Raw genomic sequence first — 24,973 nt, 5'->3', positions numbered from 1 at the left:
TTTGGCGAAGGAAAGGCGGGACTCTGGGTAGAGTCGGATGCGCCGCCCAGCCTTAACCCTCATTGAATGAAGCTGGTTCCGAAATGATCTACAACCCTCTTCGGTATTTCACGGTTATCGATCCTTGCCTTGAAACTGTTTCAGGAACTCATTGTCGCGCGACAGCACCATCGTCGTCGAGCCCGGTCGATCGGGCGCAAAGGTCAGCCTGTAGGCCTGCATGGCGCGATAGAAATCATAGAATTGCGGGTCCTTGCCAAAGCTTTCCGAATAAATGCGCGCCGCATTTGCATCGGCTTCTGCGCGGATGATCTGCGCCTGCTTTGCGCCCTGAGCCCTGATCGTCAGCGCTTCCTGCTCACGGGCGGTTCGCATCCGGGTGAAAGCACTTTCCAGCGGAGCGCCGTCGGGCAGGTCTGCCCGTTTGATCCGTACATCGACGATCTGCGCCCCATATTGACGGGCTACGCGATTGAGACCGGCCTCAATATTGTCCATCACCTGACCGCGCTCGGGCGACAGCAACGCAGCGAAGGGACGTTTGCCAAGCTCGTTCCGAAGCGCCGAACCCAGGATCGGCCGCAAGGCATCGGAAACGCGCTCCTCATTCCCTGCCGCAATATACATGCGCAACGGATCGACGATCCGATAACGGGCGAAGGCGTCGACCTGCAAGCGCAGCTGATCGGTCGACAACACCTGCTGCCTTTCCATTTCCACTGACAGGACGCGCTTGTCGATCCAGACGATCTGATCGATGAACGGCCAGCGCAATATGACGCCCGCACCGGTCTTGCCGAACTCTTCGTTGGCACGATAGCGGTTCACGATCTTCTTCGGATCGCCAAAGCGCACGATCACACCCTGCTTTGTTTCGGGCACGATGGCAACGGTGCTGCCGATGAGCAGCAGCAGAGCTATGACGGATAGCGCCAAGGCGACGGGATGGCGAATAAGCGTCGGCATTACTGGCCCCCTTCCGCAGCGGCGGAGCCGGAAGAAGCGGACGCTCCTTGCGCGCGCCGCTTCAATTCCGGTAGCGGCAGGAACGGGGTGACATTGCCGCTCTCAACGATCGTCTTATCGACGTTGGACAGAACGCCCTCCATGGTTTCATAATACATGCGGCGGCGCGTCACGTCGGGTGACAGCTTATATTGCTCATACACCTTGTCGAATGCCGCAGCCTCACCTTGAGCCTTGGCGGTAACCTGCTGCGCGGCAGCACGGGCTTCGTTCAAATAGGTCTGGGCTGTCTGCTGCGCCGCAGATACCGCCTTGAACGCGTCGTTCACTGCGGTCGGCGGATCGGCCTGCTTGATCGCGACGCCCTGGACGCGGATACCGGACCTGTATCCATCCAGTATCGCCTGCATCCGCTGTTCGACCTGCTGCTCGATTTCAGTGCGCCCGGCACCCAACGCGTCGTCCAGGCTGGCGCTGGCGACAACCGATCGCATGGCGCTTTCGGCGACTTCCCTAACCGTTGCATCAGGGTCGGACAGCTGGAACAGATAAAGCTCAGGGCTGCGGATATTCCAACGAACCGAGTAAGCAAGGTCGATGATATTCTGGTCGCCGGTCAGTACCAGATTTTCGCTCTGGGCACTGGGTGAACCGATATCGATGGCCCGGATTTCCTCCACATCGACCGTGGTCACATTCTCGAAGGGCGCAGGCAGCGTCAGGCTGATCCCCGGCGACAAGGTCCGGCTATATTTGCCGAGCAGCGTCACGACACCGCGCTCCTGCGGGCCGACGCGGTGAAAGCAAGTGAGCACAAGCCACAGCAAGATGAGGATGCCGACGGCAGCGGGCCAAAGCGTCTTTCCGGTTGGTCGAGGCGGGAGGTTGCCAAACCCGCCGCCACCGCCTTGGCCGAAGCTTTCCCGGCTGCGGCGCAGCAGTTCTTCAATCGCGGAAGGCCCCTTGCCGCCCGGGGTCCTCCCCGGCTGCGTCCAGGGATTCCGCGGGCCGCCATCGCTTCCCTTGCCTGGACCTTCATCGCCACCCGGGCCATCGCTTTTGCCGCCCCAAGGGCCTTGGACCATTGCGCTAGCGATGCCAGGCATCCACCCGAAAAATCTCTTCATTCCGTCTCTATAGGAAGGCTGGGTCGCGAAAAACAGTGCCCTTCGCAACGATTATTGCCTAGGAGGCGCTGTCATGACCGATCTTGATAGTTTCGCCGCCCGCCTGAAGACCTTGACCGATGGCCGCGCCAGCACGCCCCGGATCAAGGATGGGATCATGAGCCTGGCGCTGGATGTAGGCGGTCTTTCACCCGAGCGGCGAGATGCCGTCGCTGCGGCTATCAGGGAAGGAGGACTGTCGGTGGCAGGTGTGCAGGATGTCCGGATCGCCATGACGGCCGAAAGAAAGGCTCTCCGTATCATTGCCGTTGCATCCGGCAAGGGCGGAGTGGGTAAATCCACCCTCTCGGCAAATCTTGCCGTTGGTCTCAAACGAATGGGTTTTGCGGTAGGTCTGGTGGACGCCGATATTTACGGACCGTCGCAGGCCAGACTGATGGCCAGCGAAGATAAAAAGCCCCAAGCGCGCGACAAGCATCTGATCCCCGTCGAAAGCCCATTAGGCATTCCCATGCTGTCGATGGCGCACCTGGTCGAACCCGGCAAGGCGCTGGCCTGGCGCGGGCCTATGGCGGGCAATGCGCTTTCGCAGCTGATCGATGCCGATTGGGGTGAGACCGAGGTGCTGGTCGTGGACATGCCGCCGGGAACCGGAGACGTGCAACTTTCGATGGTGCAAAAGCATAAGCCTGCAGGAGCGGTGATCGTATCGACGCCTCAGGATCTGGCGTTGATCGATGCCACGCGCGCGGTCAGCCTTTTCGAGCAGACGCAGGTGCCGTTGATCGGGCTGGTGGAGAATATGGCCGGGTATAGCTGTCCGCATTGCGGTGAGATATCCGATCCTTTCGGCGCTGGTGGGGCGGAAGCGGCTGGCTCAGCCATGGGCATGCCTTTCCTCGGGCGTATTCCCTTGGCGATAGACATTCGGCGCCGGTCGGATGCGGGCGACCCTCCAGCAGCGGCGGATGATGCCTCTGGTGAGGCTTTCCTTGCCATCGCCAGCAAAGTGGCGACCTGGTTGCGGGGCTAAAGGCGGGGTTTGGGAACGGTTTCATCGCATCCCGCGTCTTTAGGATGGCCAAGAAGGAAACAAGGACATGCCGCTTACGCTGCCGCAGGAAATCGCCGATCTTTTAAGGGAAACGCGGACCATCGCTTTGATTGGCATTTCCGATCGGCCCGGCCGTCCGAGCTACGGCGTCATGAAGTTCCTGCAGGACCATGGTTATCGCGTGTTGCCGGTCAATCCGCAGATTGCGGGAGAGCATGTGCATGGGGAGTTTGTCTGGGCGCGGCTTGCTGACATCGGTGTTCCAATCGACATGGTGGACATCTTCCGCCGCAGTGAAGTAGCGGGGGAGGCTGTGGACGATGCGATCGCCGCAGGGGCCAAGGCGGTATGGATGCAGTTGGGGGTAATCGATGAGGCCGCCGCTCGGCGCGCGGAGGCTGCCGGATTGAAGGTCGTCATGGATCGCTGCCCCGCCATCGACATTCCTCGTTTCAATATCCCGCCGATCAGCGCGCTTTAACGCTTTCCAGCTGCCCCAAGCCTCTTTATCAACGTCCTCATGACGCGCGCACTGCGGAGGCAGGCAAATCATAAAGGCACGGCAAGGGGGCTTGATCGGCGTACGCTTTTGGTGGGCGCTGGAGCGTCGGCTGGCCTGCTGCTGGCCTGGGGTGCATGGCCGCGCAGCTACCGCCCAAATCTGAATACAGCGCCCGGCGAAACCGTCTTCAATGCCTTTCTGAAGATCGATAAGGCGGGAAGGATCCTCGTCGTCGTGCCCCAAGCCGAGACGGGGCAGGGTGTGACCACACTACTGCCACAGATATTGGCGGATGAACTGGGTGCGGACTGGCGCACCGTAGGTGTGCAAAGCGCGCCCATCAGTCCGCTCTATGCAAACACGTTGCTGGCCAGCGAGTGGCTTGCGAGCGACTGGTCGAGGCTGGCGGGTGACTTCGGCAATTGGACGATCGAGCAATATGCGACGCGGCGTGCTCTGATGCTGACTGGCGCTGGGACGTCAGTGCCAATGTTCCACAGAGCCTATAAGGAAGCAGGTGCCGCCGCGCGCGTGCTCTTGTGTCAGGCCGCTGCGGCGCGCTGGGACGTGTCATGGGAAAGTTGCGACATTCAGAACGGCATCATTTCTGATGGCGGCCAGCGCACTTTAAAGATCGGCGAGGTAGCCGCTGAAGCAGCGGAATTCGAGCTGCCCGAGATATTGCCCTTCCGCCAAGATCAGGTTGACCGGCTCTTCGGACAGGATTTGCCGCGCCTCGACACGCCTTCGAAGATTGATGGCAGCCATAATTTCGCTGCCGATGTCCGGCTGCCGGACATGGTTTTCGCTTCCATCCGGCAGGGGCCGATCGGCGATGCCGTGCTTACAAGGGTGAACGAGCATGCTGCAAAGTCCGTCACCGGCTTTATCAAACTGGTGCGCACCGAACGGTGGGTGGCCGCTGTCGCAACCAACTGGTGGGCCGCCAACAAGGCGCTTGATCTTAGCGATCCGGTTTTTGAATTATCGAGCGCGCCGGTCAGCAGCGCTAACATTGATGCTTCGCTTGAAGAGGCCTTTTCGGGTTCGGATGGTCGGCGGCTTTATTCGCGCGGCGATCTCAAGCCGCTTTTCGACAACGCCACCATCCTCGCCAGCGAGTTTACCGTTGCTCCGGGGTTGCATCTGGCGCTGGAGCCTCCTTGCGCGACCGCGCGTGTGACCGACGGCCTCGCCGAGATATGGATGCCCGCGCAAGCACCTGCACTCGCGCGTGGCGCGATAGCGGATGCTCTCGATCTGCCTGAGCAGCAAGTGGTGCTATACCCCCTGCATGCCGGTGGTTCTTTCGGCCGGAAGATGGATTTTGAGGTGGGCGTCCAGGCTGCGTCGATAGCGAAAGACGTTGGGCGGCCCGTCCAACTGCTCTGGTCAAGGCTGGAAGATGTGATTCAGGATCGTCCCAGCGCTCCTGCCCATGCTCGTATGGCGGCAAAGCTCGGCCGCAACGGCGCGATTGAAGGATGGCTGGCGAAAGTGGCGGCGCCTTGTGCCATGACCCAGACATGGAATCGCATCGCTCACCGCAAATTGCCGCATGAAGCGAGCCGTGATACTGCCAACGCTTCCAGCCGTCTCGCTGTGGCGGGGATGGAACTGCCATATGCGTTGCCGAATTGGGCGGTCGATCATTTCCCGGCCGATGTTGGACTGCCGCTGGGCTTTGTACGTGGCAACGCTCATCTTCATGGCGCCTTTTTTACGGAAAGCTTCATCGATGAACTGGCTCATCTTGCCGGGATGGAGGCGCTCTCTTTCCGTATTCAGATGCTGGGCGGCAACCCGCGACTGGCTCACTGCCTGACGACCGTCGGATCGATGGGGGGATGGCAGGGAGGTATCGAAGGTAGCGGTCAAGGTCTGGCGGCGCATGTCATAGATGACGCTTATATCGCCGTCATGGTTGAGGCAGCGATCGAGGGTGGTCGGCTCAAGGTCGGGCGGATCATCGCTGCGGTAGATGGCGGGGAGCAGGTCAATCCGGACATCGCACGTCAACAAGTGGAAAGCGGCATCATTTATGGCCTGGCTTCTGCAATGGGGGCTTCGGTGCCTTATGCGAAGGGAATGCCCACGCGCTCGATCATCTCCCGCATGGGCCTTCCTCAGTTGCAGGATATAGGTGAGGTCACGGTGGAACTGATCCGTAGCACCGCACCCCCGGCCGGGCTCAGCGAGATTGGGGCGCCTGCGGTTGCACCGGCCATAGCGAACGCTCTCTTTACAGTTTCGGGGCAGCGATTCCGCCAGCTGCCGATCTTGGCGCGGACATGACATTGAATATGGAAAATATCGGCGTCCTTATCATCAATCTCGGCACGCCCGACGCACCAGACGCGGCGTCCGTGCGGCGTTATCTGGGCGAGTTTCTGTCCGACCCGCGAGTGGTGGAAATCCCCCAACTTCTGTGGCAGCCGATATTGCGCGGCCCGATCCTTCTTACTCGCCCGGCCAAGTCCGCGAAGGCTTACCGGGAGGTGTGGATGGAAAAGGGATCGCCGCTCGCCGTTTATACTTGTGAAACTGCTGCCGCGCTCCGGCAAATCACCGGGCCGGAGGTTAGGGTGGATTGGGCCATGCGCTATGGATCGCCGTCCATCGCCGAACGGCTGAATGCGATGATCGCCGCTGGATGCGACCGAATCCTGCTGGCGCCGCTTTACCCGCAATATTGCGCAGCAACGACGGCCACCGCTCTGGATGCTTGTTATACCGCGCTCGCGGGCCTGCGAGCCCAGCCAGCCATTCGCACGTTGCCCCCATATTTTGCGGAAGCAGCCTATATCGAGGCGCTGCGCAGTTCGACCGAAAGCCAACTGGCCGAACTGGACTTCAAACCGGATCTGCTCGTGGCCAGTTTCCACGGAATGCCTGAGCGAACGCGCGATTTGGGTGATCCCTATTATGATCAGTGCCGTGCCACCGCTAATCTGCTGCAGGAAGCGCTTGGCAGAGAAGTGAGGCTGTCGTTCCAATCACGATTCGGGCGAGCGAAATGGCTCGGTCCCGCAACGGATGAGACGTTGCGGGAGCTTCCCAGGCAGGGCGTTAGATCGGTTGCTGTGCTTACCCCCGGCTTTTCGGCCGATTGTCTGGAGACGTTGGAGGAAATCGCTATCCGGGGGCAGGAAGAATTCCTGGCGGCTGGAGGCGAGGCGTTCGCCCATTTACGCTGTTTGAACGCATCGCCGGAAGCTATCATTCTTTACCGCGAACTGATCGGCCGCGAACTGGCTGGTTGGGTTCAGGAAGAGTTTCGTCCAGTTCAACATGGGAGGTGATATGGGCAGAGTTGCTATCGTAACGGGCGGAACACGCGGAATCGGGGAAGCGATCAGCCTCGCGCTCAAACAACTGGGCTGCACAGTCGCGGCCAATTATGCCGGAAACGATGAAAAGGCGCGGGACTTCACAGAGAGGACAGGTATCGAAGCCTTCCGCTGGGATGTGGGAGATCATCAGGCTTGTCTGGACGGTTGTGCAGCGGTCGCCGAAAAACTGGGTCCGGTAGATATCGTCGTCAATAACGCGGGCATCACCCGCGACGGCGTGCTCGCCAAGATGAGTTTCGACGACTGGAATGAGGTAATGCGCATCAACCTTGGCGGTTGTTTCAACATGGCTAAGGCGACCTTCGGGGGAATGCGTGAAAGAGCTTGGGGGCGGATCGTCAATATCGGCTCCATCAACGGTCAGGCTGGCCAATATGGGCAGGTAAACTATGCTGCCGCCAAGTCTGGTATCCATGGATTTACCAAAGCGCTGGCGCAGGAAGGGGCGAAGTTCGGCGTTACCGTCAATGCGATCGCGCCGGGCTATATCGACACCGACATGGTGGCTGCGGTGCCTGCTCCGGTTTTGGAGAAGATCGTCGCCAAGATCCCTGTCGGCCGCCTCGGACAGGCCGAAGAGATCGCACGCGGCGTAGCCTTTTTGTGCAGCGAAGAGGCGGGCTTCGTCACGGGGAGCACGATGTCGATCAATGGCGGACAGCATATGTACTGATGGCGCAGGGCGACCATAGTGAAGGCGCGGTGCCGCCAACCGGGTTGCCCTTCTCGCCTCCCGTCAAGCGGAGCGTGACGATTGCGGGGCACCAGACCGCCATCAGTCTTGAACCCATATTCTGGCAGGCTCTCCGCACGGTCGCTGTGCGAGAGAGTTTGCCTCTCAATGCCTTAATCGCGCAGATCGATCTTGCGCGGTTGGCAGCTCCCAGTCCGCCTAATTTGGCCAGCGCCATACGATGCTGGCTCTTCGCTAATGCGCTGACCGGCGATAATAATTATTCGCAATAGCGTTGACTCTGCGAACAATTCGCAATAGCTGACCCCTGACGAATTAGTGAGAAAAGGGGTTTTCGTTTGATGTCCAGCAGTTCCAAATCGATCCCGTCCTTCCTGGCGCTTGGATGCGTAAGCGCAATTGCCTTTGCTTCGGCCGCCCAGGCGCAAGACGGCGCACCGGCGCCCAAGCTTGGCGGGATGACCGTAACGGACACCGCGATCGATGCCTCGGAGATCAAGGTCGAGCGAGCAGGGTCCCCTAAATATGTGCGCCCACTGCTGGACACGCCGCAGACGATCACAGTGATCAACAAGGAAACGATCCAGCAGCAGAATCTGCTCACATTGCGTGACGTGCTGTCGACTGTGCCCGGCATCACCTTCGGTGCTGGCGAGGGCGGTTTCGGTTATGGCGACCGCATCATCCTGCGCGGCCAGGACGCGAAGAACGACGTTACCGTCGATGGCGTCCGATCGGGCGCATTCCTGAATCGCAACGAAGTCTATAATATCGAGCAGGTCGAAGTTACCAACGGCGCGAACTCCGTGATGAACGGCGGCGGTTCGGTTGCGGGTACGATCAACCTCGTGACTAAGCGGCCGCTGGCGGATGACCAGACGATCCTGAATGCCGGGATCGGGACCGACAATTATTATCGCGCGACGGTGGATGCCAACAAGCGCATCAACGACCTGATCGCCGTGCGCGTCAATGCGGTATATCACGAAAATGACGTGCCCGGCCGCGACGTCGAAAATTACAAGCGCTGGGGCATCGCGCCTGCGATCACCATCGGCATCGACAGCCCGACCAGCCTGACGTTGCAATATGAGCATCTGGATGACGATGCGATGCCGCAATATGGCATTCGGTATTTCCCTGCGCTGGGTGGGATAGCGGATGGCTTTGATCGTTCGGGCTATTACGGTTTCGCCAATCTGGACAAGCAGGATAGCAAGACGGACACGTTGCAGGCGATCTTCAGCCATCAATTCAGCGACGCGGTCAAGTTTCGCAACCTGACGCGTTATGAGAATATTCGCCAGAACACCGTGACGAGCCAGCCCAACGGCGTATTCTGCCTGGATAACGGCACTGCTGGCGGCTTTAATCCAGATGCGGCCAACGGATCGTGCACGACCACTATCTATACAAGCCAAGCGGGTGAGACCCTGACAATCCCGGTAGGCTATTATTTGCCGACAGGCGGGCGCGGCAACCAACGCTTCATCCGTAATGAAACGGCCTATACCCAATTCGACCTCAGCGCAGATTTCGACACGGGTGGCGTCGAGCACAGCCTAGTCGTCGGTGCCTCGGCACTGTGGGAACGTTATAATCAGCGCCAGGGAAGCATTGGGCGCACGGCTGATGGCTTTGATCCCTATGCTGCTCCTTTCACAGTGCCTCGCGGTCAAAGCACCGCCATCCCCAACACGCTTTACAATGCCGCAGCCAGCCTGGGATTCTATAACCCGCTTGTAAGCATTGCCGATCCCAGCAGCACGATCGTCGGCCCTGCTGCAACATCCGGTCTGCAGCGTTTCTATGGCAGCAATGCTTATAACGGCCCCACCAACTTCATCCTGAGCAGCTACAATATCGGGCAGCAGACCAGCTATGCCGCATATTTGTTCGATGCCATGAAGGTCACGGACTGGTTCGAATTGAACGGCGGCCTGCGGTATGAAAAGGTCAAGGGCTGGAACCGCGCCTTCAGCTATGAGGTAGCCGGTCCCAACAGGGGGTTGTTGACGGTGCCCGCTGCGGGGGTCACAAATCCAACCTATACGTCGATCGATGACAACCTTTTCTCCTACCGTATCGGTGCAGTGTTCAAGCCGACGCCGAACACCAGCGTTTACTTGGCCTATGGCAACTCAAAACTGCCATCCAAGGCTTCGGTCGATGGCTCCTGCTCTGCAAGAAACGTTGATGGGGGCAGCGGCACTTGTAATGTGAAGCCGGAAAACACGAAGAATTACGAGATCGGCGCGAAGGCAGATCTGTTTGATGCGAAACTGCTGCTGACGGCTGCTCTTTTCCGCAACGACCGAAACCAGATCAAGGTGCTTTCCGGCGACCCACTGCTTCCTGACCAGGCATCCGACGGGCATCAGCGAGTTGAAGGGATTTCGCTGGGCGCTTCCGGTAACATCACGAGCAACTGGACGATCTCGGCGAACTACATGTATCTCAAAAGCAAGATCAAACAGGGAGTTTCCGATTACTGCCTAGCCAATCCCGGTACAAATGATCCGGCTGCTGGCAACTGCGGAAACAGCACTGCTTTCCCTGATCCAACTCGCGGATATTCACTCACCAATACGCCCAAGCATTCGGGCAGTCTGTTCACCACCTACCGCTTCGGGTTCGGCTTGGAACTGGGTTACGGCATCACTTACCAGGGCAAGTTTCTGCTCAACCAGCCAAACCTGGCACAGCTCGCGAGTGGGAACTATGTCGGTTATTACGTGCCGAGCTATACCATTCACAGGTTCATGGCCAACTACCCGATTACTGAAAACCTGAAGGCTCAGCTCAACGTCCAGAATTTCACGAACGAGAAATATGTGACGACCGTTCGTAACAACGTTGGCAACAGCTGGGCACAGCCCGCACCGACCCGTTCGGCAGTGTTGAGCCTGAACTACACTTTCTGATCACTCTCATCCCCCGGCATCGTCCCTTGCCGGGGGAAAGGGCGGATGGCGATGCACTCCTCCTCGGATCGCCATCCGCCCCGTTTCCGAAGAAATAATGGGAGTGCGATTGATTCGCATTAGAACCCGCGTTATGTGCTTGTTCCGCAGGGAATCGCCGTGAAAGGGAAAGTGGCATGCTCGATGCAGCGGAACGGTTCATTACAGATGATGCTGCATCCTCTGTTTCTCCGCTGCTCAGCCCGTCACCGTCTTCCTGTATCCAGATGCCGGAGGTCCGGACAGCCAATGCTTCGCGCTATGGTGAACGACGCCAGATCAATTTACCGACGATCCTGCTCATCACCCTCATTCACGGCGTTTTGATCTTCGCGCTCATTCATGCCCGACAACAAGTTCGGCACGTCCGCGAAGCGCGCTTGTCGGTCGTAAACTTGATGCCACCCCCGCCGCCGCCCGCTGCGGAAACGCCTCCGCCTCCGCCATCTGCTCCTCCGGTGGTCGCTCCCCCGGCGTTGGTTCAAGTGCCAGTTCCGCCGGTGCAGATCGCTACCACGCCTGATCCTTCTCCGGTCCCGGTCCCTCCAACGCCTGTTGTAATCCGGGCGCCTGTGCTGGCCGCGCCGATAGCTTCTGCCTCGCCGAGCACCGTCCAGGGCGGCGATCTTGCTACACAGATGGTGGCGGGCAAGCCGCCGCGCTACCCGATCGAAAGCCGTCGCAAGCGCGAGCAGGGAACTGTCATTCTGTCCCTGACGCTGGGCGTCGATGGGGCTGTGGAAAGCCTGACTATAGCACAGAGCAGCGGCTTTTCCCGTCTGGACGTCGCGGCGCGCGAAGCGGTGCGAAGCTGGCGGTGGAAGCCGATGATCCGGGACGGCCAGCCGGTGCGAGTCAAGGGCGTCGTTGAAATCCCCTTTGTCCTGCGCAGCGCGGACGCGTGAACAACAGGTGCTGATAGCGTTTCCGACATGCTGACCGTTATCCCCGACTTGCTCGATCCTGTCACTGTGCAGCGCGTCCGGACGCTCATCGCTGCCGCGCAATGGGTCGATGGCAATGTCACCTCAGGTCATCAGTCGGCGCTGGCCAAGCGCAACATGCAGCTTCCCGAGGATGCGCCCGAGGCGCGACAGGCGGGGCAGATCATCCTGGAAGCCTTGGGGCGCTCACCGCTGTTTATCGCTGCTGCCCTCCCGCTCAAGATATTCCCGCCCCTGTTCAACAGTTATGAAGGCGGCCAGGCGTTCGGAGTACATGTGGATAATGCCGTCCGGGTGCAGGCAGGCACCGGGTTCAGGGTACGATCCGACCTCTCGATGACCGTCTTCCTGGAAGATCCGCAACGCTATGATGGTGGCGAATTGACCGTCGAGACAAATTTCGGCGTGCAGCGGGTGAAGCTACCGGCGGGCCATGCAGTTTTATACCCTTCGTCGTCGCTTCATCGCGTTGAGCCGGTGACGCGCGGGCGACGGATTGCCAGCTTTTTCTGGCTGCAGTCGATGGTTCGGGACGATGCTGCGCGTCAGATGATGTTCGATCTCGATAGCAGCATACAGGCGCTGGCCGTCGATCTTGGCCATGATAATGTCCAGGTGATCCGCTTGACGGGCGTCTATCACAATCTGCTGCGGCGGTGGGCAGACGCCTGAAACGGCTGGCTGGCCTAATCGAGCATCGAAGCCAGAGCAGGCGTTATATATTCCTTGGCGCCGTCGTCGGTGCGGAGAATGAGGCGTGCGGCGATATCGTGACGTGTCGCCAACGCCATGCCGCGTTCATGCCCCAAGATCGTGATTGCAGTTGCCCAGGCATCTGCCAGCATCGCGCTTTTGTGCAGAACCGTGACAGAAGCGACATCATTGGCGATCGGTCTGCCAGTTGCCGGATCGATGCTGTGAGACAGGTGCGTGCCGCCCTTGGTCTGGAAGCGCACATAATCGCCTGAAGTGGCTACAGACAGGCCGCACAAGGCGATGCGGAGGGTAGGCACTGTGAGACCCGGCGGCGCCTCTACATCAACCCACCAGGGTTGGCCATCGGGCTTGAGGCCATCGCCGCGCAATTCCCCGCCGATCTCGACCAGAAAATGGCGAGCGCCCAGATCGCGGAGAGCTTCTGAAACCGCATCGACTGCGAAACCCTTTGCTATGCCAGAAAAGTCCAGCTTCACGTCAGCAAGGCGACGGGCGCTCTGATCCGCGATCTCGACCATGGTCCAGGGTGCAGGATGCGCAGGCACTATTTCTGGACCTGTTAGGCCCGATGGGCCGAAACCCCATCGTTCGACCATCTGTCCGATTGCCGGGTCAAATGCGCCGCCGGATAGATGCGCCATGGTCAACCCGGCCTTCAGGACTGTCATCATGTCTGACGGCAGCGCTGTCCAAGTCCCGGTCGGCAGTGCATTGAAGCGGCTGATGTCGGAATCGGCTTCCCAATTGCTCATCTGCGCGATGACGCAAGAAAGTACGTCATCGATTGTGCTCGCGCAGCCGGGTGGAGCATCGACGATCCGGGCCGACCAGCTTGTACCCATGGTCGGTCCGGAAAGCTCTGTAATGTATCCTGATCCGCCCCGCTGAGCCGATGGGGGCTGCGGGGGCGGCATGTCAGGAATGGCGATGCGAATGCCGGTCAGGGGGCCAGTACTTCCAAAGTGGTGACATAGGAAGCGCGGCGCGGTGCAGGAGCAGCGGGCGAAGTCGCCTGAGCGCCTTCGCCACCTTCGCGATTTCCGCCGACTGTGGCGTTCAGCCAGTACATGCCAGGCTGCGGCCATTTGATCGAAACTTTTCCGTCCTTGCCGGTGACCAGATCCTGCTGGCCCAACGTGTCGCGATAGCGGATACCGCCGGGGATCACCGTTACCTTGAGATCCGTGGCAGGCTTCCCGTCGAGAAGGAACTGGAAGGTCGCCGCTTCGCCTGTCACCAAATCGTTCGGATGGGTGACGGGCACCAATTCGATGCCAACGCCGGTCGGCTTGAATATGGTGGTGGTAGGCGCGCCCAGCGTCAGGAAAATCTCGTTGCGGTTGGTGGCTTCGATCGTCTGGATGTTGGTGGCTCCGGCCGGGATCGCTTCGGTCAGCTTCTCCTTGGTCGTGCCGCGAGGGAGGCGCTTTACTTCGCCGTTGAGGGTGTAGCTGCCCATGACTCCGGTCGAGACGCTGGCGACGCGATATGTGCCTGGCTGCGTCAGGTGAACATCGAAGGTGGAGCGATATTTGCCGGTGGCGGCGTTTTCGATCTTGCCTGCCGAGCCGTCCGGCTGTGTCACTGTGACCGCGTCGGTGCGCATAGGCATATGTTCGAAGTAGAAAAGGTCGTTGGAAACCGCCGCGTCAATGGTGACCCAGCTGTCCGTTCCGGACAGGGTTGTCGAGGACGGGAGCATCCACTGGCGGTGGGCTTGGGCAGCGCTAGTGGCCATGAGCGTGGCGAGGGTCGCTGCGATCAGATATCTGGCTTTCATGACAGTCCTCTTATTTGCTGACGCTGAGGCTGACCTGCCCCAATTCATTGTTGCCCTTTGCGCGGACGATAGCGCCGGGCTTTGCGGGCCAGCTGAAGGGCAGGCGGAGCAGTTCACGCCCGCCGACTTCGCGCGCGGCTTCCACCACTAGCGTGTAGTTGCCGGGTGAGAGTTGGCCGAGTGGGCCTTTACCTGGCGTGAAGGCGACCTTTTGCTCACCCGGAGCGCGGGTTGCTCCGGTGATACCGTCGGCGGGGACCTTCAGCGAACGGCCGGAGACGCGCCACCATTGGCGCAGGTCGCGGAGCCATTTGGTGCCTTCGCCCTTGGCCTTGTCGACATCATACCAGACCGACAGGGTGCGGGGGGTGGCGCCTTCCTTTTCCAGCCAGATGGCGACGTAGGGGCGGTGATATTCGGCGACGGAAAGGCGGGGGATGGTGACGTTGACGTTCAGCGTCTGGGCGGTGGCGGGGATTGCGGCTGCGCCGAAGGCGGCGCTGCTGCCGAGGATGAGTTTGTAGCGGATTTGCATGTGCTGCTGGTCCCCTGAATTAATGAAGGAAAAGGAGAATTAAAACGGTTGGGATGATGAGGCCTGCGCCGACGATGGGCCAGGTGCTAGGACGCTTGGCGGCGTGGAGCTGGAGGAGGAGGAGGCCGGTCATTGCGAAAACGAAACAAGCGACGGCGAAGATGTCGATGAACCATTTCCAGACGGTGCCGGTGTTGCGGCCCTTGTGGAGGTCGTTCAAATAGCTGATCCAGCCGCGGCTGGTGCTTTCGCTGGTCACCGCGCCGCTCTGCCGGTCGATCGAGACCCAGCCGTCGCCGCCGGGGCGGGGGAGGGCGAGGTAGATTTCGTCGGCGGACCATTCCGCTTCGCCAGTCGCCCGCGCGCCGATTTCCTTTTCGACCCATGCGGCGATGGGGGTGGGGAGCGGTTTCTTGGCGTCAGGGCGGTTGTCGGGGGCGACTTGTTTCAGGAGCGGCGCGGGGAGGGTCGCGGACTTTTCGATGGTCTGTGGTGAGGCTTCTACATCGGCGGCGTGGTTGAGGGTGATGCCGGTGAAGGCGAAAAGCAGGAGGCCGATGAGGCTGATCGCGGAACTGATCCAGTGCCAGCTGTGCAGCTGCTTCAGCCAGAAGGTCTTCTTCTTTTTCTTGGGCTGGAGGCGGGCAGGGGCGTGCATTGGGAGGTCGGTCCTGATGATGAGGTGGACCGGATAACGCGAACGACTCGCAATTGCAAACGCGGAGAGGGAGGAAATTGTATTAAAGTGTATGGGTTGGGTGTTTTGGGCGAGGGCGCGTGGTGGGGCGTGTTGAGGCACGAGATCCCAGCTTTCGCTGGGATGACGATGGAGGCTGAAATGAAATGCTGTTGAGGGGGCGGCGCTATTACCGCCCCAGCAGCCCCCTTGCTTGCCCCGCTATTTCCGCGAGCATCGCTACATTGGGTGCCGCAGCCGCCTTGGCGCGGTGGACGAGGGCGCGGAATTGGGTGATGCGGGGCTGCTTTTCGGCCAGCCATGCGTCGACATGGGCGAGGATGTCCTTGCCGTTGGATTTGCCGCCCTGTTCCAGGAAGTCGAGACGGACCTGCTGCATGTCGCGGGCGACGCCGGAAATGAGCAGCCTTTCCCATGGGTCGCTAGGGGCCATGCGGGCGGCGGTTGACTGAACCCAATCGATGCCGACCGTTTCGCCCAGATGGGTGAAGGCGCGGGTGAGGGCGACTTCATCGACCTTTAGCCGCACCGCAAGCGCGGCGATGCCGACGGCGCCGTCGAGCTTGAACAGACCGGCGGTGCGGCGCACAAGATCCTCTGGCGCGCCCAGCGAAGCCAAGCGGTCGATGACGGCATTGGTGCGGCGCAGGGCTTCGCTGGTGAGGAGGTCATCGACATCGTGGGCCAGCTTTTCCACGCCGCTGGCAAGCAGAGCGTGACCGGCGCCGGGCAGGGTCCCGGTGGGGAGGCTGCGCAAAATGTCGGCAATCTGTATCCGCACGCCGTTGGCGACATCGGCGAACAGGGCGAGGCGCGCCGCTTCCGACATGGCGGCGGCGTCGATGTCGGCCCAGAGGGTGCCGATGTCATAGAGACGCTCAGCGATCAGGAAGGCGCTGGCCAGATCGGCAAGCGAGCAGCCTTCCTCTTCGGCGAGTTCGAAGGGGTGGATGAGGCCTAGGCGATTGACGATGCGGTTGGCGACCTTCGTCGCGACGATTTCCTTTGCAAGAGCGTGGGCGGCAATGGCGTCCGCCTCCTTCTTTTGCATGGCGGGCGGGAAGGCAGCCGCGAGTTCCGGACCCATGCTGGGATCGAGGGCGAGCTGACCCTGTTCGATGGCATCCTGTAGCGCGAGCTTGGCCGTGGAGAGGAGGACCGCCAATTCGGGCCGGGTAAGACCAAGGCCATCCTGTCCACGCCGGAGCAGCATGTCATTGGCGGCGAGGCCCTCCACCTGCCGGTCGAGCCGCCCGCTTTCTTCGAAGGTTTCGATCAGCCGGACATAGCTGGCGAGGTCCGCCGTTCCGCCGGATTCGGCGATGGACAGGCCCAGCACCTGAAGGCGGTTATCCTCCAGCACGATGTCGGCCACGGCATCGGTCATGCTTTCGAGCAGTTTGTTGCGCGCGTCGAAGGTCAGGCGGCCTTCCGCCATTTCCTGATTGAGCGCGATCTTGATGTTCACTTCATTGTCCGAACAATCGACGCCCGCCGAATTGTCGATGAAGTCGGTGTTGATGCGGCCACCGCGCAGCGAAAAGGCGATGCGCGCGGCCTGGGTGACGCCGAGATTGGCCCCTTCGCCGACGACCTTGACGCGCAGATCCTCGGCATTGACGCGCAGACGGTCATTGGCGGGATCGCCGACATCGCCATGGCTTTGCGCTGCGGCCTTCACATAGGTGCCGATGCCGCCGAACCACAACAGGTCGGCAGGGCTTTTGAGGATGGCGCTGACAAGAGCCGCCGGTTCCATTTCGGTTTCCGGGACGCCCAGCATCGCCTGAACCTGAGCGCTTAGCGGGATGCTTTTCAATGTGCGGGGAAACACGCCGCCGCCTTTTGAGATCAGCGATTTGTCATAATCGTCCCAGCTGGACCGGGGCAGTTGGAACAGGCGGTTGCGTTCCTCCCAGCTTTTCGCCGGATCGGGGTCCGGATCGAGGAAGATATGGCGGTGGTCGAAGGCGGCGAGCAGCCGGATGGATTTCGACAGCAGCATGCCGTTGCCGAATACGTCGCCCGACATGTCGCCGCAGCCGACGACGCTGACCGGCTCGCTTTGCACATCGATGCCCATTTCGGCGAAGTGCCGCCGCACGCTGATCCACGCGCCGCGCGCGGTGATGCCCATCGCCTTGTGATCATAGCCATGCGAGCCGCCGCTGGCGAAGGCGTCGCCCAGCCAGAAGTCGTGATCCAGCGCTATGGCGTTGGCGACGTCGCTGAAGGTGGCCGTGCCCTTGTCCGCCGCGACCACGAAATAGGGATCGTCGCCGTCGTGAATCACGGTTTGCGCGGGATGGCGCACCTTGCCCTTCACGATATTGTCGGTGACCGACAGTAGCGCGCGGATGAAGATGCGGTAGCTTTCGGTGCCCTCCGCCATCCATGCGTCGCGATCGACCTGGGGGCTGGGAAGCTGCTTGGGGTAGAAGCCGCCCTTTGCGCCGGTCGGCACGATGACGGCATTCTTGACCCGCTGCGCCTTCATGAGGCCGAGGATTTCGGTGCGGAAATCATCGCGCCGGTCAGACCAGCGCAGGCCGCCGCGGGCGATCGGCCCCGCGCGCAGGTGGATGCCCTCGACGCGGGGGGAGTAGACCCAGATTTCGCGCCATGGCAGCGGTGCAGGCAGGCCGGGCACTTGCGCGCTGTCGAGTTTGAAGGCGAGCGCTTCGGCGGCGGCGTTGCTGAAGAAATTGGTGCGCAGGGTAGCCGTGATGACGGCGCGCAGCAGGCGCAGCACCCGGTCCTCGTCAATCGCGCTGACCTTTTCGAGGCCCGCATTGATGGCGGCCTGCGCCTGTTCGGCGCGGGCCGGGCCGTCCTTTGCGGCGGGGTCATGCAGTGCCTCGAACAGGGTGATGAGCTGGCGCGCAATCTCCTGTTCCCGGCGCAGCGTTTCGGCGAAGGTCGCCATGCCATAGGCCATGCCGGTCTGGCGCAGATAGCGGAACAGCGCGCGGAACAGGACGACGGCATGGGGGGCGAGACCGGCCGTCACGATCAGTTCGTTGAACCGGTCATTTTCGGCGCGGCCTTCCAGAACCTGCGCGATCGCTTCGGTCACTATGGCGGCGCGAGCGACGACTGCATCACCGCTGCCGCCCGTGGGGAGTTCAAGGACGAAGCGCTGCACATGGCCCTGTGCGCCGCCATCGACCGCTGTCGTCATTTCATCGATGACGCGGAAGCCGAAATTCTCGAACGCCGGGACGACTTCGGACAGGGCGATCACATCGTGGCTGTAGAGCTTCAGACGCAGTTGTTCGCGCGTGTCCTCACCATTGCGATAGATGCGGATCGACTTGTCGCCGGGGCCGCCAAGGCCGTGGAGCAATCGGATGTCGATGGCGGCTTCGGCTGGACCGGCGCCGTTGCGATAGGCCATGGGAAAGCCGGGCGCATAGCGTTGGGCAAGCGCGGCGGCGCGGCCGGGCTCTTCGGTTTCGGCAAGCGCTTCCTCGACGGCGGGAAGCCAGCCGCGCACCATTTGCTTCAACTGGCGGTCGAGCGGCACCTCGTCAGGCACCACGCCGCCATCGCGCAGGTCGAGCGTGATGCGCAGCAGGGCAAGGCCGCTTTCTTCAAGCGCGATCGACCAGCTGAGCACCGGCGCGTGGGCCGCTTGCGAGAGCATGTCCTGCACGGCCAGACGGCGGGCGGTGGTCAGTTCGTCGCGCGGCAGCCAGGCGAAGGCGTAGAGATGGCGGGGGAGGGCACTGGTGCCGAGCGCCAGTTTCGGACGCGGCCGGTCGGTCAGCGACATGAAGGTGAGCGCGAGCCGTTCCAGCGTTTCATGATCGAAGCCGATCAATATGTCGTGCGGCAGGGCGGTGAGCGCGTGAACGAGCACTTTGCCCGCATGGCCGCCGGGATCGAAGCCGAACTTGTCCATCAGCGCGGACAGGGCGGAACGGAGCAGCGGAACCTTGTCGGGGCTGGCCGACAGCGCCGCGCTGGTCCACATGCCCGCGTGGATCGAGAGGGCGACGACCCGCTTTCCTTCCCGCACCGGCACGATGATGAGGTCGAGCAGGACGGCGCGATGGACGCGGGAGAGCTTGTTCGATTTGATGATGAGTGGGTTACGCTTGCCTTCTTCAAACCAGGTGAAGGCCGCTTCGAGTGAGGCGGGCGCGAGCAGCGGCGTGTCATCCAGCGTGCAGATGCCCAGCTGATCCTCCGCCTTACCGTTGCGCAGGCGGCGTTCATGGCCCGTTTGCGTGAAGTGGCGCGCGAGGAACCAGCGCAGCAGCGCAGCCCCTTCGCCGTCGGGAATGGTGTCCGCGTCCCTGCTCATGGCGTCGCGCATTTTCGGCCAGTCGGCAACGGCAGCGCGGACATCGGTGAGCGTCTGGCGCAGCGATTTTTCCAGCGCGCGGCGGCCCTTCGCATCGGCACGATCCGCCTCGATATAGATCATCGATTCGCGGCGGGCGCCGGGGGCTTCGTCGTCCAGAATGGCGGTCAGCTTGCCCGCGTCGCTGCGGTCGATCGAGAGGACCGGGTGGAGCAGGCGGTAGATGGTGACGTCATGCGATGCCAGCGCATTGGCGATCGAGTCCACCAGGAAGGGCATGTCGTCATTGACGATGGCGATCCGCATGTAGCGGCCGGTTGCGCCTTCGCCGAGCGTTTCGATGGAAATGGCGAGCTGGCCCGATTTGCGGACATCGGCGGTGCGGCCGAGGAAGGCGGCTGCGGCGGCCGCTGCCTCATGATCGAAATCCTCGCTTTCGCCCGGGAGTGCGCCCCTTTCCAGCGCTGCCTCAAGCGCCTTGCGGATCGATGCGTTCACCTGCTTGGTCTTCGGCTCGGACAATGCCGTCATGCGTAACCTCTTCCCGCTGCGGCCACATGCCGCTTTGCCTGAACGGAGACGACGCTGGAACGTTGCCACACGACTCCCCGGCTCGCCTTGTTATGCGCTAGCGCCGGAAGAGGCTCAATTGGAGAAATGGAATAAAGTTACTGGCCGTCGAAATAAAATGAGCGTTGTCGTTCGCTTAGGCGGCGGCCGCGACGATCACCCGCTGACCAAGGTCCGATCCATCGGGAAGGGCGCCGACTATGGCCAGAGTGCCATCCGCTTCCCGCCGAGCGATGACGACGGCCAGGCCGTCTCCGTCGGTTGGAATGGCGAAGGGATCAATGGGCGCGGCGGCCTTCATCGCGGCGCGCGCGGTTTGGTTGGAGTCGGGCCGAGGGGGCAGGAGCGAGCGGCGCTGGGCGCGCTCGTCCCGGATCAGGGCCTTGAGGCCGCCGGGATATTCGCCGAGATAGTCGCCAAGCGTGCCGAGGCCGAGGCCCGCGCTCTTCGCATGTTCGAGTGCGGTCGCATATTCGGTGATGCGCGTCTTGTCATAGGTAGAGCCGAAGACCAGCTTCACCACGGCGGTAAGCGGGCTGCGCGCCTGGGGCTTGATCCCGGCGTCGGCCAGCATTTCGGCATAATCTTCGGGCGACGCTTCGCTCATCAGGGCGAAGTCATAGGCGAGGCCGATGGCGCGGTAGAGGGCGCCGTGGGTGCGGGCTTCGCTGGTGCGGGCCTGCTCCGCGCCGTCGCGGGCGAGGGCGAGCCAGTCGGCGAGCGGCGCGTCGTCGGCCGGGCTTTCCATGCCGGACAGGTCCAGCGTGTCGTCATCTTCGCCCGCCGCCGGACCATCGGCCCAGATCGGAGCTACGGCACCGGGCGCGGCGCTGCTGCGCAAGGCGGCATCGACTTCGCGGCCTAGCTCGTCGGCGACGGCCTGGCTCGCCAGTTCCTTCCAGCTGATGACGCCGAACACGAAATCGATCGTCTCGCCATCGGACGAAAAGGGCATGAGGATGCCGCGATAGAGGATCTCCGCCCCGCGCTGGTTGAGGAAGCCTGCTTCGAAACCGATCGGCGCGGCATTGGCGATGATCTGTAGATAATGGTCCGTCAGGCGCGACAGCAGCGAGCGGGACGGCACGTCGTTGATGAACTGGATGGCGCCGGTGACATCACACTCACGGCGTAGCGCGGATCCGAGATAGACGACCGCCGGGTTGTCGAGTCCGGTGCTGAAATCCAGAAGGACGCTGTTGGGGCCGAAATCCTCCAGATGATCGGGCGAAAGATCCTCGATCGACGGAAGCGTCCGGTCGCCCAGCAGCGACGCCCAATAATTATAGGCGCGCACCTGCATGCGTCGCTCGTCGGAGCCTACGCTGGACGGCGGCTCCATCGCCTCGTGATCGGCATAGTCGAAATCATCCTGTTCATTGGAGATTTCCTGCCCCCGCAGAGTGTCCATCCGGTCGGTCCTAATCCAGAAGAAAAGCTTTCCTGAGACTCGACACTGCCACGGGATGGTAAACATGCCGTGAAGAAGCGGCTCGCCTGACGCAGCTCGCGCGCCGCATGCCCCGGAAGAGATGATGCGCGAAGATGCATTGCCCGCTTGTCCTGCGCATCAACCGCTGTTATCTGGCCCACCCAACGCCGCTTTAGCTCAGTTGGTAGAGCACATCATTCGTAATGATGGGGTCACGTGTTCGAGTCACGTAAGCGGCACCAGAGCCTCTTCTCAAAACGTCCAAAAACGTTGATTTTCTGCGGGTTCCGAGAGATTCTGTTCTTCTCGGTGGTCTCGCTTTGTTCCAAGAAATGTCCCCAGATCTCATGAAAATGGGGGCATTTTTGGGGGCAGAGTGATGGGAAGAAGAGGAATGCCCCCAAATGGCCCTGAAAGCCGCAGAAATCCGCGCCTTTCCAGCACTTGATAGCGCCTATCGAAAGACAGATGCAAAAGGCCTCTATCTAGAGATTCGCCCGAACGGCGCGAAGCGCTGGTTCTTCAAATATCGAGTGCTGGGAAGTGAGAAACGCCTGACCCTCGGAGACTGGCCAGAGGTCAGCTTGGCTGAAGCACGCGATCTGCGTGACCAGGCCAGGCGAGAGGTTAAGGAGGGTGGAGATCCGCTCCACGACCGAAAGAAAAAGAAAATCATGGCGCGACTGAGCGCGGACAATAGCTTCCAGTCCGTTGCAGAGGATTTTATAGCCGTGAAATTCGTTGGCAACCAAAGAGCGGCGGCGACCATCGAGAAGGCGCGCTGGTATCTCTCGCAGCTTACAAAGCCGATCGGTGGCCGACCTGTCGCCGAGATAGAGCCATCCGAACTGCTCTCGGTGTTGAAGAAGCTGGAAAGGGCAGGGAAGAGGGAAACGGCGGTAAGGACGCGCGCCTTCGCCAGCCGCGTTTTTCGACACGGCGTGGCCATGGCGCTATGTAAGTCGGACCCTGCAGCGTTGCTTGGTGACGCATTGATGTCGCCGATCGTCAAGCATCATGCTGCTATTCTCGATCCTGTACAATTGGGAGAACTGCTCAAGGCCATCGACGAATATGGCGGCGGAGCGGTCGTCAAGGTCGCGATGCAAGTCTTGCCGCATGTCTTTGTCCGGCCAGGAGAGTTGCGGCTGGCTACATGGGACGAAATCGACTGGGAAGAGGCGGTGTGGCGTGTTCCGGCTGAGAGAACGAAGCTGCGCCGGCCGCACAGCGTTCCGTTATCCCGTCAATCTCTTGCACTGTTCAGAGATCTTCGCCTTCATACCGGTTGGATGGACTGGATGTTTCCGGGGGAGCGTAGCCACAAAAAGCCGATGTGTGAGAACGCCATCAACACAGCTTTGCGCCGGATGGGCTTCGATCGAAACACAGCTACAGCTCATGGTTTTAGGGCGACGGCCAGCACGCTTTTGAACGAGAGCGGTCTTTGGCATCCCGACGCGATCGAGCGAGCTTTAGCGCACGGCCACAGCAATGCAGTACGCGGCACGTATGCAAGAGGGCAGCATTGGGAGGAGCGCGTAAAGATGGCCCAATGGTGGAGCGATTATCTTGATGGTCTGAAGGTTCAAGCATTGGTGGGGCCCGTACACCAACTTAAAAGTGTCGCATGATCTTATCGAGTAGAGAACTGTAAGAAGACCCTTCTTCGTAGCTTAGTGGCCAAGTTGCATTCCCCAGTAGCGGACATATCATTGCCGCGCTTGGACCGGTCATCATGTCCGCTTTGTTTGGACAGTCCGGAACGGCTTCTCTCAGAGGCGCCGATTGGAGTAGCGGACGTTCCAGACGGCGAACGGACCTGTCAGCTTCGCGCCTTAAATCGGTCATTAGTTAGTCACAGTCGATTTTCCGAAAGTGGGGATCGACGCGATATGGTTGCAACGTCTGCAGTTGCAGACTGTTGGGAACGTCAGCATGCGTGTCGACGAAACTTTAGGGCTCCCTTAGCCCGAGCCTAGGTGACATTTCTTGTATTTCTTTCCGCTGCCGCAATAGCATGGGTCATTGCGCCCGAGCTTGGCCGGTCGCTCTAACGATAGGTTGATCCCCAATCGTTCTCCCTGACGCTCAAATTCTTCATCTCGCGCCCAAGGGAACTCTACCTTCTTCCCGGTTCGTATGCGCCCGTCGTTTGGAGATAGGCTCAGTCCATACCAAGCGGATGACCGTGTCCTGTATTTTCGGAGCCACATATGCCCCTCTAGCCGTTGCTCCGCCTCCACGTGCGGTAGATGATTGCTGTGCAATGTTAAGCCGGTTTCCCAGATCTGTTTTGGTTTTAGTGCCCGCTTTGCACCCACGGTTCTTCCGGCATTCCAAACAGGGCGCTTGCTGGCGGTGGTTTCGGTTTCAGGCATCTCCATGGTCGTTCTCCTATGGCCACATCGGCCATCTGCAGAACGCTCGCTGGCGAGGAGGCGGACGAATGGTTTCGGGGCTTACCGACCAAAGTCGGACTTCCGCAGATCTTCCAGTGAATGACGGCTTTTGACCAAAACTCTGCCGTTCGATAAGCGGCTTGGGAAGGGCAGCAATTTTCCCAAGCGCGTTAAAATGGCCCCTCGCGGGACGCGAGGAGCCAACGAGTCAGATTTCGGTGTTTTCGGCTAAGGCGAGCGCGTCTTCCACGTCGATCCCGAGATAGCGCACCGTATTCTCGATCTTGCTATGACCGAGGAGGATCTGGACGGCGCGAAGGTTGCCGGTTGCCCGGTAGATTATTGATGCCTTCGTCCGGCGAAGTGAGTGCGTGCCGTACTCGTTTCGCATCAGACCGACCCCTGTCACCCATTCATCGACGAGCCGGGCATACTGTCGGGTGCTGAGATGCCCATTATGATCAACCCTGCTCGGAAAGACATAGTCGTCCACCGTGCCGCCCCGCCGCTCAAGCCAGGCCAGTAGACTGGCCCTAGCGTCTGGAAGCAGCTCGAACTGAACAGGCCGACCTGTTTTCTGCTGCATCACGATCGCACGCGTTCGAATTTGTCCGCCGCTGACAAGGTCGCCGATCTTCATCTGCACCAAGTCGCAGCCCCTGAGTTTGCTGTCGATCGCCAGATCGAACAGCGCTCGATCTCGCAAACGGCGGCGCTGATTTAGGTAAAATCGGATCTCCCAAATCTGCTTCGGTTTCAGCGCACGCTTAGCGCCAACGGCCCTTCCGGCATTCCAGACCTGGCGCTTGGTGGCGGTGAGTTCAGTTTCAGGCAATTCCATGATCATTCTCCGATGGCCAGAGGAGTGGCCGCTCGAAGAACGCTTTGGCGCTCGATAAACAGGAAGACCCACGGCGCCTGGCGACCC

General features: G+C 60.8%; 20 protein-coding genes and 1 tRNA gene. 11 read left to right on the top strand and 10 right to left on the bottom strand.

The features are described from left to right. Positions 1–114: 114 nt before the first annotated feature. Both hflC and hflK read right to left on the bottom strand, forming a co-directional pair. Positions 115–966, bottom strand: coding sequence for a protease modulator HflC (hflC, locus tag IZV00_RS09675; RefSeq protein WP_196224459.1), 852 nt, complete (start codon positions 964–966; stop codon positions 115–117). Next, positions 966–2,093, bottom strand: coding sequence for an FtsH protease activity modulator HflK (gene hflK / locus IZV00_RS09670; protein WP_196224458.1), 1,128 nt, complete (start codon positions 2,091–2,093; stop codon positions 966–968). The genes hflC and hflK overlap by 1 nt, the downstream gene beginning before the upstream one ends. A gap of 73 nt (positions 2,094–2,166) precedes the next feature. Here hflK and IZV00_RS09665 point away from each other — a divergent pair, with 73 nt between their 5' ends. The 9 genes from IZV00_RS09665 (at position 2,167) to IZV00_RS09625 (ending at position 12,275) form a co-directional block, all read left to right on the top strand. Next, positions 2,167–3,126: an Mrp/NBP35 family ATP-binding protein gene (locus IZV00_RS09665; protein WP_196224457.1), complete on the top strand. Its 960-nt coding sequence runs from the start codon at positions 2,167–2,169 to the stop codon at positions 3,124–3,126. A gap of 67 nt (positions 3,127–3,193) precedes the next feature. Then, positions 3,194–3,628: a CoA-binding protein gene (locus IZV00_RS09660; protein ID WP_196224456.1), complete on the top strand. Its 435-nt coding sequence runs from the start codon at positions 3,194–3,196 to the stop codon at positions 3,626–3,628. A gap of 39 nt (positions 3,629–3,667) precedes the next feature. Continuing rightward, positions 3,668–5,944 (top strand): xanthine dehydrogenase family protein molybdopterin-binding subunit, encoded by a 2,277-nt coding sequence (locus IZV00_RS09655; RefSeq protein ID WP_196224455.1) that lies wholly within the window; start codon positions 3,668–3,670, stop codon positions 5,942–5,944. An 8-nt stretch (positions 5,945–5,952) separates the two neighbouring features. Next, positions 5,953–6,951 carry a ferrochelatase gene (hemH, locus tag IZV00_RS09650; RefSeq protein ID WP_196226594.1) on the top strand — a complete coding sequence of 333 codons (999 nt, stop codon included), beginning with the start codon at positions 5,953–5,955 and terminating at the stop codon, positions 6,949–6,951. Position 6,952: 1 nt separating this feature from the next. Continuing rightward, positions 6,953–7,675: an acetoacetyl-CoA reductase gene (gene phbB / locus IZV00_RS09645; protein WP_196224454.1), complete on the top strand. Its 723-nt coding sequence runs from the start codon at positions 6,953–6,955 to the stop codon at positions 7,673–7,675. Beyond that, entirely contained in the window at positions 7,675–7,968 is a 294-nt protein-coding gene (locus IZV00_RS09640; RefSeq protein WP_196224453.1) for a ribbon-helix-helix domain-containing protein, read from the top strand. The genes phbB and IZV00_RS09640 overlap by 1 nt, the downstream gene beginning before the upstream one ends. A 69-nt stretch (positions 7,969–8,037) precedes the next feature. Continuing rightward, positions 8,038–10,620 (top strand): TonB-dependent receptor, encoded by a 2,583-nt coding sequence (locus IZV00_RS09635; protein ID WP_196224452.1) that lies wholly within the window; start codon positions 8,038–8,040, stop codon positions 10,618–10,620. Positions 10,621–10,796: 176 nt separating this feature from the next. Beyond that, a complete protein-coding gene (locus tag IZV00_RS09630; RefSeq protein ID WP_196224451.1) occupies positions 10,797–11,564 on the top strand; it encodes an energy transducer TonB in 768 nt (255 codons plus the stop codon). Positions 11,565–11,591: 27 nt separating this feature from the next. After that, the gene (locus tag IZV00_RS09625) at positions 11,592–12,275 is read left to right on the top strand and encodes a Fe2+-dependent dioxygenase (RefSeq protein ID WP_196224450.1); all 684 of its coding nucleotides are present in this window, start codon (positions 11,592–11,594) and stop codon (positions 12,273–12,275) included. Between the two features lie 14 nt (positions 12,276–12,289). Here IZV00_RS09625 and IZV00_RS09620 read toward each other — a convergent pair whose 3' ends face one another. The 6 genes from IZV00_RS09620 to IZV00_RS09595 form a co-directional block, all read right to left on the bottom strand. Further along, on the bottom strand, positions 12,290–13,162 hold the full coding sequence (locus tag IZV00_RS09620; RefSeq protein WP_196224449.1) for an FAD:protein FMN transferase: 873 nt from the start codon (positions 13,160–13,162) through the stop codon (positions 12,290–12,292). Positions 13,163–13,260: 98 nt separating this feature from the next. After that, positions 13,261–14,100: a DUF4198 domain-containing protein gene (locus tag IZV00_RS09615; protein ID WP_196224448.1), complete on the bottom strand. Its 840-nt coding sequence runs from the start codon at positions 14,098–14,100 to the stop codon at positions 13,261–13,263. A gap of 10 nt (positions 14,101–14,110) precedes the next feature. After that, the gene (locus tag IZV00_RS09610) at positions 14,111–14,635 is read right to left on the bottom strand and encodes a DUF2271 domain-containing protein (protein WP_196224447.1); all 525 of its coding nucleotides are present in this window, start codon (positions 14,633–14,635) and stop codon (positions 14,111–14,113) included. A 19-nt stretch (positions 14,636–14,654) separates the two neighbouring features. Then, on the bottom strand, positions 14,655–15,293 hold the full coding sequence (locus IZV00_RS09605) for a PepSY-associated TM helix domain-containing protein (RefSeq protein WP_196224446.1): 639 nt from the start codon (positions 15,291–15,293) through the stop codon (positions 14,655–14,657). Between the two features lie 208 nt (positions 15,294–15,501). Beyond that, positions 15,502–20,172, bottom strand: coding sequence for an NAD-glutamate dehydrogenase (locus IZV00_RS09600; RefSeq protein WP_196224445.1), 4,671 nt, complete (start codon positions 20,170–20,172; stop codon positions 15,502–15,504). Positions 20,173–20,347: 175 nt separating this feature from the next. Further along, complete coding sequence (locus IZV00_RS09595) at positions 20,348–21,622, bottom strand: PAS domain-containing protein (protein ID WP_196224444.1); 1,275 nt, start codon at positions 21,620–21,622, stop codon at positions 20,348–20,350. Between the two features lie 187 nt (positions 21,623–21,809). Here IZV00_RS09595 and IZV00_RS09590 point away from each other — a divergent pair. Both IZV00_RS09590 and IZV00_RS09585 read left to right on the top strand, forming a co-directional pair. Next, positions 21,810–21,885, top strand: a tRNA-Thr gene (locus IZV00_RS09590). A gap of 162 nt (positions 21,886–22,047) precedes the next feature. Continuing rightward, positions 22,048–23,277, top strand: a complete 1,230-nt coding sequence (locus IZV00_RS09585; protein WP_196224443.1) for a tyrosine-type recombinase/integrase — start codon at positions 22,048–22,050, stop codon at positions 23,275–23,277. Positions 23,278–23,610: 333 nt separating this feature from the next. Here the strand turns inward: IZV00_RS09585 and IZV00_RS21515 are convergent, their stop codons facing one another. Both IZV00_RS21515 and IZV00_RS09575 read right to left on the bottom strand, forming a co-directional pair. Next, positions 23,611–23,859: an SEC-C metal-binding domain-containing protein gene (locus tag IZV00_RS21515; protein ID WP_443020078.1), complete on the bottom strand. Its 249-nt coding sequence runs from the start codon at positions 23,857–23,859 to the stop codon at positions 23,611–23,613. Positions 23,860–24,253: 394 nt separating this feature from the next. Then, positions 24,254–24,886 (bottom strand): tyrosine-type recombinase/integrase, encoded by a 633-nt coding sequence (locus IZV00_RS09575; RefSeq protein WP_196224441.1) that lies wholly within the window; start codon positions 24,884–24,886, stop codon positions 24,254–24,256. Positions 24,887–24,973 lie beyond the last annotated feature (87 nt).

The sequence above is a fragment of the Sphingobium sp. Cam5-1 genome (genome assembly GCF_015693305.1).
In the GTDB taxonomy this organism is placed as follows: Bacteria; Pseudomonadota; Alphaproteobacteria; order Sphingomonadales; family Sphingomonadaceae; genus Sphingobium.
The sequence above is the reverse complement of the archived record's forward strand: the minus strand, read 5'-3'. Positions and strand labels throughout refer to the sequence as shown.

What these genes read in the sequence shown, in the direction of transcription:
- phbB (WP_196224454.1), top strand. Translation starts at nt 6,953, where the DNA reads ATGGGCAGAGTTGCTATCGTAACGGGCGGAACACGCGGAATCGGGGAA.
- IZV00_RS09620 (WP_196224449.1), bottom strand. Translation starts at nt 13,162, where the DNA reads ATGGGTACAAGCTGGTCGGCCCGGATCGTCGATGCTCCACCCGGCTGC.
- IZV00_RS09625 (WP_196224450.1), top strand. Translation starts at nt 11,592, where the DNA reads ATGCTGACCGTTATCCCCGACTTGCTCGATCCTGTCACTGTGCAGCGC.
- IZV00_RS09585 (WP_196224443.1), top strand. Translation starts at nt 22,048, where the DNA reads ATGGCCCTGAAAGCCGCAGAAATCCGCGCCTTTCCAGCACTTGATAGC.
- IZV00_RS09640 (WP_196224453.1), top strand. Translation starts at nt 7,675, where the DNA reads ATGGCGCAGGGCGACCATAGTGAAGGCGCGGTGCCGCCAACCGGGTTG.
- IZV00_RS09665 (WP_196224457.1), top strand. Translation starts at nt 2,167, where the DNA reads ATGACCGATCTTGATAGTTTCGCCGCCCGCCTGAAGACCTTGACCGAT.
- hemH (WP_196226594.1), top strand. Translation starts at nt 5,953, where the DNA reads ATGGAAAATATCGGCGTCCTTATCATCAATCTCGGCACGCCCGACGCA.
- IZV00_RS21515 (WP_443020078.1), bottom strand. Translation starts at nt 23,859, where the DNA reads ATGTGGCTCCGAAAATACAGGACACGGTCATCCGCTTGGTATGGACTG.
- IZV00_RS09610 (WP_196224447.1), bottom strand. Translation starts at nt 14,635, where the DNA reads ATGCAAATCCGCTACAAACTCATCCTCGGCAGCAGCGCCGCCTTCGGC.
- hflC (WP_196224459.1), bottom strand. Translation starts at nt 966, where the DNA reads ATGCCGACGCTTATTCGCCATCCCGTCGCCTTGGCGCTATCCGTCATA.
- IZV00_RS09655 (WP_196224455.1), top strand. Translation starts at nt 3,668, where the DNA reads ATGACGCGCGCACTGCGGAGGCAGGCAAATCATAAAGGCACGGCAAGG.
- IZV00_RS09635 (WP_196224452.1), top strand. Translation starts at nt 8,038, where the DNA reads ATGTCCAGCAGTTCCAAATCGATCCCGTCCTTCCTGGCGCTTGGATGC.
- IZV00_RS09605 (WP_196224446.1), bottom strand. Translation starts at nt 15,293, where the DNA reads ATGCACGCCCCTGCCCGCCTCCAGCCCAAGAAAAAGAAGAAGACCTTC.
- IZV00_RS09660 (WP_196224456.1), top strand. Translation starts at nt 3,194, where the DNA reads ATGCCGCTTACGCTGCCGCAGGAAATCGCCGATCTTTTAAGGGAAACG.
- IZV00_RS09600 (WP_196224445.1), bottom strand. Translation starts at nt 20,172, where the DNA reads ATGACGGCATTGTCCGAGCCGAAGACCAAGCAGGTGAACGCATCGATC.
- IZV00_RS09615 (WP_196224448.1), bottom strand. Translation starts at nt 14,100, where the DNA reads ATGAAAGCCAGATATCTGATCGCAGCGACCCTCGCCACGCTCATGGCC.
- IZV00_RS09595 (WP_196224444.1), bottom strand. Translation starts at nt 21,622, where the DNA reads ATGGACACTCTGCGGGGGCAGGAAATCTCCAATGAACAGGATGATTTC.
- IZV00_RS09575 (WP_196224441.1), bottom strand. Translation starts at nt 24,886, where the DNA reads ATGGAATTGCCTGAAACTGAACTCACCGCCACCAAGCGCCAGGTCTGG.
- hflK (WP_196224458.1), bottom strand. Translation starts at nt 2,093, where the DNA reads ATGAAGAGATTTTTCGGGTGGATGCCTGGCATCGCTAGCGCAATGGTC.
- IZV00_RS09630 (WP_196224451.1), top strand. Translation starts at nt 10,797, where the DNA reads ATGCTCGATGCAGCGGAACGGTTCATTACAGATGATGCTGCATCCTCT.